Below are 12,246 nucleotides of genomic sequence, written 5' to 3' on the forward strand. Positions count from 1 at the left end.
AGCCCTGAGCTCCCCCGCGTTCACCCCCATGACGCACCCCATGCCCTGGACTCCCCACGGAGTCTAGGGCACTCGTGTCTGTGCGCCCGGCGACGCCTTATTTCATGCGCAGCTCCCCGCGCTGGCCCACCTCAAAGCCGTGGCCGTCGGCTGCCGTGACACTGAGATACGGCTCCTCCCCTGGCCCCTTGAAGGTCACACGCACGCCCTCCACATCGGTCTGCGTGCCGGCCTTAATTTCGCGCACGCGTTCATAGTTGTCCCCGCCCAGCTCAGACGCCATCGCGTCATCACTGCCCGCGTACCCATATCGGAACGTGCCATCCTCGGTACGCTCCACAAAGTCGGCCGGCGTTTGCCCTTCAGCGCCGTCGACCAAAGGCGCATCCATTTGGCCAATCATGCAGCGCACAGTGGCGCCCTCGTCCGCGATGTAGCAATCGCCCATGCCAAAGCGAATGCGATACTCGCCCGAGCCGATGCCACCCGCGAACGCGCCTGGATGCAGCCACGTAAGGCCCGCCTCCTCCGCCTCGGCACGCAGCCTGTCCGACTCGGCCTTCGACGCCTCATAGTCGTCCGTGGGCTCAGTGTTCTCCGCCGACGCAGTACCGTTCGCAGCGCTCGTCTCCGCAGCCGCAGAGGATTCCGCAGCCCCAGGCTGCGGCTGTGCCGTCGAGGTCACCACGATGACCTCCGGATCAGGCGACGTGCACGCACTCAGGCCCGCCGCCGCGACGGTAAGCAGGGACAGGGAAAGGAATAAGAAACGTCTCATGGACCCAACGTTAGCGCGGACCCCCGACATCACCATGTAGAAACCCCGGCGCCGCAGTCTGAGCTGCGGCGCCGGGGGACGGGGGCGGCCTAGGCGGGGTGGCTTTCTTCCACCACGCGTGGGGCCTTGGGCTTTGAGCGGAAGGTCCACAACTTGTTGATGATGAAGTTGATGGGCATCGCTACGATGATCGAGATGATATTGGCCCAGTAGCTCTTATTGCGCAGGCCTGAGGAGTCATCGAAGACTTCCGAGGACAGCGCGATAGGCGACGTGGGGTTCACCAACGCCACCATAATGACCTGCGAGACCACGTAAGCGCCAATGCCGGTGAGCAGGAACGGGAAGAACCCGCGCCACCACGACACCTTATCGACTGAGCTAAACGTCCACTTGCGGTTGAGCTGGTAATTCCACAAGTTCGCGACAAAGAAGGCAATGAACGCGAAGATGTTGTACCAGCGCACGTTGAAATCCGTGAAGGGGATCGCCAGCAGCGGGTCGTAGTAGTGAATATCCCAGACAACCTCGAAGAGCTTCTTCGCGACGACGAACATGCCCGCGTTGACCACGGTGCCTGAGCCGCCCACGAGACCGAATTTAATAAACTGCCCCACGTTTGAGGCGAAGCGGCCGGCCGTAATTGACGTGCTCATGGCGGCGCCCTTCCTAGTGGTGGATTTTTCTATAACTGTCCTAGGGTACCCCGCCAGTCCCGCGAAATTGAAAAGCGACGCTGCTTGCCGGTGAACGGATCGCTTAACCACAGCGACGTCGCAACCAGCGCCAACGGCGTAGAAAAGTCGTAAAGCGCCAGTCCTTTATCCACCGGATACGTGTCATCCCCCACAATCGGCGAGCCAAGATAGTTCAACAGCACGCGCAACTGGTGCGTATGCCCCGTCTCCGGCCGCAGCACCACCTCGTCACCGCGGCCCTCAAGCCACGTCCGCGTGAGCGTGCCCGCTGGATCCACGCGCACCTGGCGCTCGCCCCGTTCCTTGCGCATGCCTAGGTCCACGACGCCCGCCGCGCGCTCCAACGGTGGGGACACGAGCGCGTGATATTCCTTGTGCACCTTCCGCCGCGCAAACAGCTCTTGGTAGGCCCCACGCGTCGCGGGGTTACGCGAGCACACGACCACACCCGACGTGAGCCGGTCGAGCCGATGCAGCGGCACTATCTCGTCCTCACCACATTCCACGCGCAGCCGCGTTTGCACCGTCTCGCGCACAATTCGCCCGTTCGACGTCGTGGGGAGAAAATGCGGCTTATCCACGACGATGAGGTCGCGGTCAGCGTAGAGCACCTCGTAGTGGAAAGGAATCGGCGGCTCCGGCGGCACCGCGGGGTGGTACCACGCCGACACGGGCCGCTCCAGAAGACGTCCCGCAGGCAGTCGCTCCCCCGGTGAAAACGGCGAATCGCCTGCCGATGCCGCCCAATAGGCAACGTCGGCAGGCACCCGGCCCACAAGGACCGTCTTGCGCGGCGAGATTCCCTCCCGCGCCGGCGGTCGGTAGGAGCCGACCGGAGAGTTAGGACGCAAGGCGCGCGCACGCCGCGTCGACGCGCTCGTCCGTGCCATTAAGCCCCATGCGAATGAACTGCTCGCCCTCCGGGCCGTAGAAGTCGCCCGGTGCGACAAGGATGCCGCGCTCGGCCAGCCAGTCGACCGTGTCGCGGCAGTTTTCGCCACGGGTAGCCCACAGGTAGAGACCTGCCTCGGAATGCTCGATGCGGAAGCCCGCGTCCGTGAGCGCACGCACGAGCTTGGCGCGGCGCGCGGCATAGCGACCGCGCTGCAGCGCCTCTGAGTCGTCGTCCTCCAACGCTGCGACCATGGCCGCCTGGATGGGGCCCGGCGTGATAAGTCCGGCGTGCTTGCGCAGCTCGAGCAGCTCCGCGATAAGCGCAGCGTCGCCGGCGAAGAAGCCCGCGCGGTAGCTCGCCATATTCGCGGACTTTGACAGCGAATGCATAGCGATAAGGCCCGTGTTATCCCCGTCCGTCACGCGCGGATCGAGGATGGAGACCGGCTGCTTCTCATCGTCCCAGCCCAGACCGATGTAGCACTCGTCCGAAGCCACAATCGCGTTATTCGCGCGTGCCCACGCGACAACCTCACGCAGATACTCGATGGTGAGCACCTCGCCCGTCGGATTCGACGGCGAGTTGATAAATGCCAAGCCAGCAGAGCCGAACGTCGCCGGGTCAGACTCGCGCACCGGCGTGGCCCCCGCGATGAGCGCGCCCACCTCGTAGGTCGGGTATGCCACCGGCGGGATGACGATGGTCTCGCCACGCAGGCCGAGCAGAGTAGGCAGCCAGGCGATGGCTTCCTTCGTGCCCACCACAGGCAGCGTCGCCGCCGGGGACTCGACCGCAATGTTGTAGCGACGCGACAGCGCGTCAAAGATGGCCTGGCGCAGCTCCGGCGTGCCAGCCGTGGCGGGATAACCGGGAGCCTCCGCAGCAGCGGAGAGCGCCAGCTGCACGCCGGGTGCTACTGGGTCGACGGGGTTGCCCACCGAGAGGTCGACAATTCCGTCCGGGTGCGCCTGGGCCTGAGCTTTAGCTCCGGCCAGCGAGTTCCAAGGGAAATCCGGAAGTGTATTACCTAGCGGGGTGCGTGCCATCGATATCCATCTCCAACTAATTAGTCTTGATTTTGCGGCGGAAGTGCAGCCACGAGCGGAGCATCGAAGTCCTGCGGGCCCAGCGCCGCCGCGCCGCCCGGGGAACCCAGAGAATCGAAGAACGCCGCGTTCGCGTCGTTGTAGTCGAGCCACTCGTCCGGCACATCATCTTCGTAGAAGATGGCCTCGACGGGGCATGCGGGCTCGCAGGCGCCGCAATCCACGCACTCATCAGGGTGGATGTAGAGGGAACGCTTGCCCTCGTAGATGCAGTCGACCGGGCACTCCTCAACGCAGGCACGGTCCATCACGTCGACGCAAGGCTGCGCGATAGTGTACGTCATGGGTTTGAAATCACTTCCGAAAAATTGAGATTACGTCAGGGGGATGTGAACTTACCTAGTATGTCACTTCCCATGGAAGAAAGGCCACCCGCCCCCGGCTACTCCAGCCGCAAATAACAGGATGGTCGATAATGTGGCGGGCAACGCTTGCAGGCTGCCGATGCCCCCTGCTAGCGCCAGGCCCAAAAAGCCCAGCGTCCACACGATAAGGGGCACTGCGGCGACGAGGGTGCGGCGCGACCAAAGCAAAGCCGTGCGCGTGAGTACAAGGTTGAATCCAAATGCCACGGCGATGGTCACGGGGAACGGGATGGAGGTCTCCCCCAGCGGCAGACGCGCGCCGAGATAGACCACCTCGAGGAGCAGCGAGAAGATTGCACCGAGGCTCAGCCACACCAAGCCCGTCACCGCCTCACCCCGATCGAAATTCGTGCGAATCGCCGGCTGCGCCTGCTCTCGGGCCTGCTGGGAAGGCTGCTCCGCCTGCGCGTTATTCATCGCTCGAGTCCTGCGAACAGACCTGCAGCGCCTTCTGCTGGCGCCACCGCGGCGATACCTGCCTGGCCCAGGTGATAGAACTCGGCGCGCAGCAACGGCATGACGAGCAGGTTCGACAATCCAAAGGCCACCGGCGCCACGGCCGGGTCGCCAATGCCCGCGAAGGCCGACACCGGGTTCGTCCGCGACACCGTTCCATCAGCCAGCCAGATCTGCGTCGGGTGGGCGGCCATGCCCGCGCGCTTGGCGGCGTACGCCGCGTCATCGAGCGAGTAGCGCACGAACGTCTCGGCCTCCGAGGCCTCGTTCGTGAAGTTATCGAGGTAGTCCCTGTCCGGCTTCTGCCAGCCCTCCGGCGCGGTGAGTGTGTCGAGGCCCGCGTAGTTCTCTGCGCGGTCGAAGACAGCCCACCACACGCGACGGTCTCCCGCCGCGGTGTGCACCGCCTTATGCACCGCAATATGGTCCGGGTGGCCGTAGCCACCGTCCGGGCCGTAGGTCACGATAATATGCGGGTCGAGCTCCGCAAACCTGCCACGCAGGTGCCCCGCCGCCTCCTCGACGCGATTGACGAGCGCACGCGGATGCTCGTGCGCGGGTGAGCCTTCCATGCCCGAGTCGCGGAAGAAGCCGGCGCCGTTGACAAACTCGTGCTCGATGCCCAACGCCACGACGGCGTCTTCGAGCTCGCGCACGCGCAGGCCCGCCAGCACGCCGTTGTCCACGACGCCCTGGTACGGCTCGCCGATGACTTCGCCCTCATCGCCCAGCGTGAGCGTGAGCAAGGTGACCGTCGCGCCACGGCGCGCCAGGTCCGCGAGGGTGCCGCCGGTAAAGAGGACCTCATCGTCCGGGTGCGCATGCACCGCGACCACGCGGAAGCCAGTCAAATCCGTCATTCTTTTTGTCCTTCTTCCTCGTTCGTGCCCTGTTCAGCATCGTTGTCTTGGCCTGCGTCCTGATCGGCGCCTCGCGCTGCCTCGCGGACAGCCGTCGACGTCGCGGCCGGATCCTTGTCCTCGGGCGTCCACTCGGGTGCCGTCGCGAGTCCCGCACGCCATGCGTCCACTGTAGTCCCCGGCCCCACGATGCCCTCTCCCAGGGCGAGGAGCCGTGACTCGCCGAGCAACGGAATAACCACGTGGCTGCGCGCCTGCCACTCCGCCAACGCGCGGGCGGCATCGGCAGGCTTTGTCTCCCCGCGCAGAATCGCCGCACGCGTCACCGCCGCGTCCGGCGGGCAGACGCCAGACAGCTCGCCCGGGAAGGTCTCCGGAGTCTCGTCCTCGTCCCACAGATCGCCCAGCGACGTCGCGGTCTCCTCGCTCGTGCTCTCCGCCGCCGCGGTATCCTTCGCCGACGTGTCTGTCGCAGAAGGCTCCGGCGAATCCGGCGAGGTCGCCCCGGCTGGCTCAGCCGCGCTTGTTGCAGCCGACGACGTTGTCCCCGCCGGGACCGGATCGCTCGCGCAGACGTAGGAGCTGGCCACGCGGAGTGGATTCTCGTCCACGGTATCCCAGCTCAGCACGGCATCGACCTTGCCCGAGGGCAACGACTCCGCCGCCAATGTGCGCATGCGGTCCGCAACCACCTTCGCACTCACGCCGTGCAGGGCGAGCTGGTCGACAAGGATATTGGCCGCCGTAGCCGCCGTCGTATCGGAGGGATCGACGCCGATGCGCACGGGACGTCCCAAGGCGACGAGCTCTGCGACGTCGGGGGTCTCTGCCGCCTCGGACGAGGGGGCATCGGCAGCCTGGCCTGGGACATCGAGCGGTGCGGTGCGCCCGGTGGCCAGCCGTGCGACCTGGCGGGCATCGATGAGCTCCGCGAGCTGCGCGCGGGCTTCCTCGGGCAGCGCGACGTGCAGACGCAACTGGCGCGCGGTATCGACCGTCTCCGCGTCGACATCCGGCAGGAGCGAGAGTGCCTCGAGCGTGGTCTGCTCCGGCGTGAAGTCCGCGAAGCCAATCTGGCCGGAGCGCAGCATATTGATGGCCTGCTCCGCATCGCGGACCGAGCGCAACATGATGACGTCAGTGCGCGCAGGGTCTTTGCCCCAGTAACGATCGTTGCGGTTGAGCGTAATGACCCCACGGGCGCGGTCCACGGTCGCGACGAGGTAGCGGCCCGCCGAGGCCGGAATATCGTCTTGCAGGACCGTATCGAAGGCGACGTCACCGAACAGGTGGGACGGCACGAGCCCGTGAAAGAGCCCCTGCCAGTTCGCGACGCGTTCGCGGAAATCGACGGTGACGACGCGCCCGCCGTCGCTCGAGGCAATCGTCGAAATGGCTCGGTAGCCCGCCGGGTCCTGGACGCCGGCGGTGGTCACCATGCCGTGCCACAGGTAGCTGAAGTCTGCCGCGGAAATGGGCGTGCCGTCTGACCACTGCGCGGCGGAGGAAATCTTGTACCGCACGCGCTGCGCAACACCCCGCGGGGCCTCGACTTCCTCGGCGCTATCGAGCAGGTCTGTATCCATGACGCCGTTGCGGAACGCGGACGGCAGCACGAGGTCCGTGAGCTGCTGGACGAGCTCCTGATTATTCGCGGTGAGATGCGGATTGAGACCGCCTACCAGCGGATCAACGCCGATGGAGACCGTGGTGCGCTCCGGCACGTCCGTCGCCGCGCGCGTGGTCGTGGGAGTCCCCGTGACCGTCGCGGCTTCCTCGTCATCGACAACCGGCGGCGGGCCGGGGTTGGCAGCACACGCACTCAACGCGCCAACACACACGAGCGCAGTCGCGCCGCGCAGGAGGGGCTGGAGGAATCGCACCATGCCTCGTACTTTCTCCGCTTTCTCTACGGTAATTCTGTTGAGCCTACTGTAGCGCCGTGCAACGCACAGACGAACGCCGCCGCGCCCTCCTGCGTGAGAGCAGGCGGGCGCGGCGGCGCCGTGTGAAGCAGAATCTTACTTGTTCATCTGCTTTGCGCGCGACGCAGCGCGCTTACGGTCGGTCGCCGACAGTTCGACCTTGCGCACGCGCAGGACGTTCGGGGCAACCTCGACGCACTCGTCGCCGCCACAGAATTCCAGCGCCTCGTCGAGGGACAAGGTGCGAGCCTTCTGCAGGGTCACCGTGGCATCCGCGGTGGCGGAACGCATGTTGGTGAGCTTCTTTTCCTTCGTGATGTTGATGTCCATATCCTCATCACGGTTGTTGGCGCCCACGACCATGCCCTCGTAGGCCTCCATGCCCGGCTCCACGAAGAAATCACCGCGGTCTGCGAGCTGCTGCAGCGCGTACGCCGTGATCTGGCCGGAACGGTCAGCGACGAGCGAGCCGGTGGCACGCGACTTGATCTCGCCAGCCCAGACGTCCAGGCCGTCCGAGATGGAGTTGGCGATACCCGCGCCGCGGGTCTCGGTGAGGAACTGGGTGCGGAAGCCGATGAGGCCACGGGCCGGAACACGGAAAGTCATGCGGACCCAGTCGCCCTCACGGACGTCCATGGACTGCATCTGGCCCTTACGGGTGGCCAACAACTGGGTGACGGCACCCTGGTGCTCGGACGGGGTGTCGACCGTGAGCATCTCGTACGGCTCCATGGTTTTGCCATCGATGACCTGGGTAACGACCTGCGGCTTACCCACGGTGAGCTCGAAGCCCTCACGGCGCATGTTCTCGATGAGCACGGACAGCGCCATCTCGCCGCGGCCCTGGACTTCCCAGGCATCCGGACGCTCGGTGGGCAGAACCTTGATGGAGACGTTACCGATGAGCTCCTGGTCCAGACGAGCCTTGACCATACGAGCGGTCAGCTTGTCGCCGCCGCCCTGGCCTGCCATCGGCGAGGTGTTGACGCCGATGGTCATGGAGATGGCCGGCTCATCGATGTGGATCTTCGGCAGAGCAACCGGGTTGTCGACATCAGCGATGGTGTCGCCAATCATGATCTCCGGGATACCGGAAATAGCGATGATATCGCCCGCGATGGCCTCGGTATCCGGCTGGCGTTCGAAGCCGACGGTACGCAACAGCTCGGCAACCTTGACGTTCTTAACAACCTCGTTGCCGTCCTCATCCCAGGAAATCCACGCGACCTGCTGGCCCTTCTTGATCTTGCCGGAGTAGATACGCAGCAGAGCAATACGGCCGAGGAAGTCAGAAGAGTCGAGGTTGGTGACGTGTGCCTGCAGCGGGCCGTCGACGGAAGCAGACGGCTCCGGCAGGACGTTGTAGATAACGTCGAAAAGCGGCTGGAGGTCTTCGCCCTCCGGGACATTGCCGTTGCCCGGGTTCTCGATAGACGCAATGCCGGCACGACCGGAAGCGTACAGAACCGGCAGGTCGAGCAGCTCTTCAGCAGCGGCCTCAGCCTCCGGGTCGTCGAGACCCGCAGCGATTTCGAGCAGCAGGTCCTGGGACTCAGCAACGACTTCGTCGATACGTGCGTCCGGGCGGTCCGTCTTGTTCACACAAATGATGACGGGCAGCTTGGCTTCGAGGGCCTTGGTGAGCACGAAGCGGGTCTGCGGCAGCGGACCCTCGGACGCGTCAACCAGGAGGACAACGCCGTCGACCATGGAGATACCGCGCTCGACCTCGCCGCCGAAGTCGGCGTGACCCGGGGTGTCGATGACGTTGATGATGAGGTCGCCACCGTCCTTGCCCAGGCCCTTGCGGTGGATGGCCGTGTTCTTGGCCAGAATGGTAATGCCGCGCTCGCGCTCCTGGTCATTGGAGTCCATGACGCGGTCCGTGTGCTCGCCGTGGTCACCGAAAGCGCCGGACTGCTCCAGCATGCCGTTGACGAGGGTGGTCTTGCCGTGGTCAACGTGGGCGACGATGGCGACGTTGCGGAACTCGGTTTGGGTCACGAGGGGGATTCTCCTTTAAGAATCTGGGGGTGAAATTTCCCGCACCAGTGGCAGGTCCGCACCGCTTACCCGGGCAGCGACCTCAGAAGGCCTGCGGATAAGGGCGCTCATGTCCGTCAAGCGGGGCCGAATGCCGCCGCCGTCTGCACGGGAAAATCATGAACGGGAAAGAATCTTACCCCCAACACGGCAAAGACGCAGCATTAAGGGCCACGACAGCCACCTCACAGCGGCCAAGAGTGGGCATTCTCACCGCGAGCACACACTCGCAAGAAACGACACACCCCCACCCCAACACCGTCGCACACCCCAGCCAAAAGTCACAGATCGGTAACAATTTCACAGGAGTCCCACAAAATCCAGCCCTATCAGTTGACCGAGCAACTCAAGTGACTATTGTGGCTCATGTTGATCATTTGACAATAACTTCATGTTTGTTCAGCGGCGCGCCCTACGCTCCGCCCGACACGGATGGCTGGCCGGCCGTCTCCGTCGGTGCGGCGTAGCCCACGCCGCCGTCGGTGTATCTTCGTGCCTTCGCGCGGAGCGTGCCCGACCGCATTGTCTCCTATCCCAAGAAGGAAACCCTTTACCCGTGAGCTCCTCGGTTACCGTCCTGCGCCGTGCCGCCGCTGCGTGCGTTGCCTCCGCGACGCTCGCTGCGACCGCCACCGCCGCGGCCATTGTGCCCGCCACTGCCGCCGCGCCGGACTTCTCCTCCGTCACCGGCCTGCCCGCGTCCTCCAACCCGCTCGACGACCTAGGCCGCCCCACGCCGCAGACGCAGGCGCGCATTCACGCCTTCGTGGATCAGCCTTTCGTTCCGCAGGACCTTCGCAACGCCGTGCTCTCTGCGCTGGCGTTCAGCACCGGCGAGGGCTCCACCGGCGAGGGCGGCGTCCAGCTTGTCGAAGGCGGCCCCGGTTTTACCCAGTTCTACTGGCCGACGGTCTCCGCGAACTGCATCGGCGGCCAGCAAGACGCCATGGGCTCCGCCATCGCTGTGCCCGGCCCCACGGACATCCCGGCGCCTGGCGCTGGCCCCGGCGAGATGGTCTTCCTCTTTACCGCACTGGGTACGCAGACCGCCGCCCCCAACCAGGGCGCCATGAGGGTCCAGTGGTTCAACATCGATAATTTCGCGTTCGGCGAAACCCCGCTCACCAACCACGGCATCAACCCGGACGGCCCCACGACGGTCTCCGGCCGCGCGCAGACCGGCACCGGCACCGTCATCGCCGTGCTCTCCGGCGCCGTGAACACCGCCGAGTCGCACTGCACCTTCGCCCCCACCGCCGCCATCATCGAGGCCAAGTAATGCACGCGCCGAAGCTGGAGACCTTCCGCCTCGCCGACCACATCAACGTCGATCCCAAGGGCATCGACCGCACCGTCGACACGTACGAGCGCCACGAGTTCGGCCTCTACATGGCCCGCGGCGCCAACCACCCGCGCTTCGGCTACCTCGAGTCGTGGCTGCTGCCGGACCTAGGTCTGCGCGTCAACAAGTTCCATGAGCGGGCGGGCGGCCACTTTTACCAGGACTTCTACATCGACGTCGCCAGCATTGAGCCTTCCGATGCCGCCTGGACCACCCGCGACCTCTACATCGACCTTCTTTCCACGACCGGCTCCCCTATCACCGTCGATGACATCGACGAGCTTTCGCAGGCCACCGCACAGGGGCTCATCTCCGCCGAGGACGCCGAGTTCGCCATCGAGGCCACCCTGCGCGCCGTCGACGGGATTACCCGTCACAACGACAACGTCCTTGACTGGCTCACGGCCATTGGCTACCCACTCACATGGGCGGAGCATGTCGAACTCGTGCCGGAAGGTTAGCGAACCAGTAAGATTAGCGCGTCTATCCCCTCCCTAGCGCAAAGGATTTCTTCATGGCCGGTGGACTCTTCGCCCTTCTCGATGACATCGCACTCATCGCCCGCTCCGCCGCGGCGAGCGTCGATGACGTTGCGGCACTCGCTGGAAAGACCTCCGTCAAGGCAGCCGGAGTTGTCATCGATGACGCCGCTGTCGCCCCGCAGTACGTCCAAGGCGTCCAGCCCGCGCGCGAGCTGCCCATGATCTGGCGCATCACGAAGGGCTCGCTGCGCAATAAGCTAGTCGTCATCCTGCCCATCGCGCTCATCCTGTCCTGGATCGCGCCGTGGGCGCTTACTCCCATCCTCATGGCCGGCGGCACCTACTTGTGCTTCGAGGGCGCGGAGAAGGTCATCCACTTCTTCAAGCACGATGAACACCACGAGGATGCAACTCCCACGAGCGAGTCTCCCAAGGAGGCCGAGGACCGTCTCGTCTCCTCTGCCATCACCACGGACCTCATTCTGTCCGCGGAAATCATGATCATCTCCCTCAACGCCGTCATGGAGGAGACGTTCTGGTTGCGCCTGGGCACGCTCATCGCCGTCGCCATCGTCATCACGCTCGGCGTCTACGGCGTCGTCGGCCTCCTCGTGAAGATGGACGACATGGGCATCGGCCTGCTCAAGCGCCACAACGGCAAGTCTGCGCTGGGCACGGCCCTCGTCAAGGGCATGCCCATCGTCCTCAACATCATCTCCGTCATCGGCACCTTCGCCATGCTCTGGGTCGGCGGCCACATCGTCATCAACGGTCTCCACGAATTCGGCGCGCACGAGCTCCACAACCTCATCGAGCGCGCGACAGCGATCGCCTCAAACGGAGCCCTGCAATGGCTCATCGACACCGGCATCTCGCTCGTGTTCGGTCTCCTCCTTGGCCTCGTGGTGGTCTCCATCATCACCTTCGCCAAGCGTTCGGCTGGTTCTACCGCGCGTTCATAAATTCCTCCTCGAGGAGTTGCTTTTCTTCTTCCACCCACGCCGGCAGCGGGCCTTCCAGCTCCGGCGCGACCGGCGTGCCCGGCGGGTGATACCAGCCCTTGGGCGGTACCCAGTAAATCGTCCCGCGCCTTCTTAAAAACCCGCGACCATCCACCTCGTTGACCGAATTGTGATACTGGCACGCAATCGTGAGATTCTCCGGGCTCGTCTCCCCGCCATCGCGCCAAGCTTCAAGATGGTGCACCTGGCAATCGTGCGCGCCCTTCGAACAGCCCGGCCACGGGCAGACGGGATTTTCGCCCATGGCCATCAGCCGCTGCTTCGTGGAGGC

General features: G+C 64.9%; 13 protein-coding genes. 3 read left to right on the top strand and 10 right to left on the bottom strand.

Features of this window, described 5'->3' with window-relative positions:
• Nucleotides 1–97 precede the first annotated feature (97 nt).
• The 9 genes from ABJ196_RS03015 to typA form a co-directional block, all read right to left on the bottom strand.
• Nucleotides 98–778, bottom strand: coding sequence for a hypothetical protein (locus ABJ196_RS03015; RefSeq protein ID WP_347305163.1), 681 nt, complete (start codon nucleotides 776–778; stop codon nucleotides 98–100).
• 89 nt (nucleotides 779–867) lie between these two features.
• Nucleotides 868–1,434 (bottom strand): GtrA family protein, encoded by a 567-nt coding sequence (locus ABJ196_RS03020; protein WP_347305164.1) that lies wholly within the window; start codon nucleotides 1,432–1,434, stop codon nucleotides 868–870.
• Between the two features lie 29 nt (nucleotides 1,435–1,463).
• Nucleotides 1,464–2,276, bottom strand: a complete 813-nt coding sequence (locus tag ABJ196_RS03025) for a pseudouridine synthase (RefSeq protein WP_347305178.1) — start codon at nucleotides 2,274–2,276, stop codon at nucleotides 1,464–1,466.
• A 40-nt stretch (nucleotides 2,277–2,316) separates the two neighbouring features.
• Nucleotides 2,317–3,417: a succinyldiaminopimelate transaminase gene (dapC, locus tag ABJ196_RS03030; protein WP_347305165.1), complete on the bottom strand. Its 1,101-nt coding sequence runs from the start codon at nucleotides 3,415–3,417 to the stop codon at nucleotides 2,317–2,319.
• A 20-nt stretch (nucleotides 3,418–3,437) separates the two neighbouring features.
• Entirely contained in the window at nucleotides 3,438–3,761 is a 324-nt protein-coding gene (fdxA, locus tag ABJ196_RS03035) for a ferredoxin (protein WP_257070666.1), read from the bottom strand.
• A 63-nt stretch (nucleotides 3,762–3,824) separates the two neighbouring features.
• On the bottom strand, nucleotides 3,825–4,259 hold the full coding sequence (locus ABJ196_RS03040; protein ID WP_347305166.1) for a hypothetical protein: 435 nt from the start codon (nucleotides 4,257–4,259) through the stop codon (nucleotides 3,825–3,827).
• Nucleotides 4,256–5,158, bottom strand: a complete 903-nt coding sequence (locus ABJ196_RS03045) for a PIG-L family deacetylase (RefSeq protein WP_347305167.1) — start codon at nucleotides 5,156–5,158, stop codon at nucleotides 4,256–4,258. Before ABJ196_RS03045 ends, ABJ196_RS03040 begins: the two co-directional genes overlap by 4 nt.
• Nucleotides 5,155–7,044, bottom strand: coding sequence for an ABC transporter family substrate-binding protein (locus ABJ196_RS03050; protein WP_347305168.1), 1,890 nt, complete (start codon nucleotides 7,042–7,044; stop codon nucleotides 5,155–5,157). Before ABJ196_RS03050 ends, ABJ196_RS03045 begins: the two co-directional genes overlap by 4 nt.
• Nucleotides 7,045–7,179: 135 nt before the next feature.
• The gene (gene typA / locus ABJ196_RS03055) at nucleotides 7,180–9,090 is read right to left on the bottom strand and encodes a translational GTPase TypA (RefSeq protein ID WP_347305169.1); all 1,911 of its coding nucleotides are present in this window, start codon (nucleotides 9,088–9,090) and stop codon (nucleotides 7,180–7,182) included.
• 595 nt (nucleotides 9,091–9,685) lie between these two features.
• Here typA and ABJ196_RS03060 point away from each other — a divergent pair.
• The 3 genes from ABJ196_RS03060 to ABJ196_RS03070 are packed head-to-tail and all read left to right on the top strand — an operon-like array spanning nucleotide 9,686 to nucleotide 11,915.
• The gene (locus ABJ196_RS03060; RefSeq protein WP_347305170.1) at nucleotides 9,686–10,408 is read left to right on the top strand and encodes a hypothetical protein; all 723 of its coding nucleotides are present in this window, start codon (nucleotides 9,686–9,688) and stop codon (nucleotides 10,406–10,408) included.
• Entirely contained in the window at nucleotides 10,408–10,932 is a 525-nt protein-coding gene (locus tag ABJ196_RS03065) for a DUF402 domain-containing protein (protein WP_347305171.1), read from the top strand. The genes ABJ196_RS03060 and ABJ196_RS03065 overlap by 1 nt, the downstream gene beginning before the upstream one ends.
• 53 nt (nucleotides 10,933–10,985) lie before the next feature.
• Complete coding sequence (locus ABJ196_RS03070) at nucleotides 10,986–11,915, top strand: DUF808 domain-containing protein (protein ID WP_347305172.1); 930 nt, start codon at nucleotides 10,986–10,988, stop codon at nucleotides 11,913–11,915.
• Here the strand turns inward: ABJ196_RS03070 and ABJ196_RS03075 are convergent.
• Nucleotides 11,899–12,246 (bottom strand): HNH endonuclease signature motif containing protein (locus ABJ196_RS03075; RefSeq protein ID WP_347305173.1); only part of this gene is annotated, 348 nt, incomplete at its 5' end. The genes ABJ196_RS03070 and ABJ196_RS03075 overlap by 17 nt on opposite strands.

The organism is Corynebacterium sp. SA-MJD20WY100 (genome assembly GCF_039822565.1).
Taxonomy (GTDB): domain Bacteria; phylum Actinomycetota; class Actinomycetes; order Mycobacteriales; family Mycobacteriaceae; genus Corynebacterium; species Corynebacterium phoceense_A.

Excerpts from the sequence above, each read along its gene's own strand:
- ABJ196_RS03015 (WP_347305163.1), bottom strand. The coding sequence starts at position 778 with ATGAGACGTTTCTTATTCCTTTCCCTGTCCCTGCTTACCGTCGCGGCG.
- dapC (WP_347305165.1), bottom strand. The coding sequence starts at position 3,417 with ATGGCACGCACCCCGCTAGGTAATACACTTCCGGATTTCCCTTGGAAC.
- ABJ196_RS03045 (WP_347305167.1), bottom strand. The coding sequence starts at position 5,158 with ATGACGGATTTGACTGGCTTCCGCGTGGTCGCGGTGCATGCGCACCCG.
- ABJ196_RS03020 (WP_347305164.1), bottom strand. The coding sequence starts at position 1,434 with ATGAGCACGTCAATTACGGCCGGCCGCTTCGCCTCAAACGTGGGGCAG.
- ABJ196_RS03040 (WP_347305166.1), bottom strand. The coding sequence starts at position 4,259 with ATGAATAACGCGCAGGCGGAGCAGCCTTCCCAGCAGGCCCGAGAGCAG.
- ABJ196_RS03050 (WP_347305168.1), bottom strand. The coding sequence starts at position 7,044 with ATGGTGCGATTCCTCCAGCCCCTCCTGCGCGGCGCGACTGCGCTCGTG.
- fdxA (WP_257070666.1), bottom strand. The coding sequence starts at position 3,761 with ATGACGTACACTATCGCGCAGCCTTGCGTCGACGTGATGGACCGTGCC.
- ABJ196_RS03065 (WP_347305171.1), top strand. The coding sequence starts at position 10,408 with ATGCACGCGCCGAAGCTGGAGACCTTCCGCCTCGCCGACCACATCAAC.
- ABJ196_RS03070 (WP_347305172.1), top strand. The coding sequence starts at position 10,986 with ATGGCCGGTGGACTCTTCGCCCTTCTCGATGACATCGCACTCATCGCC.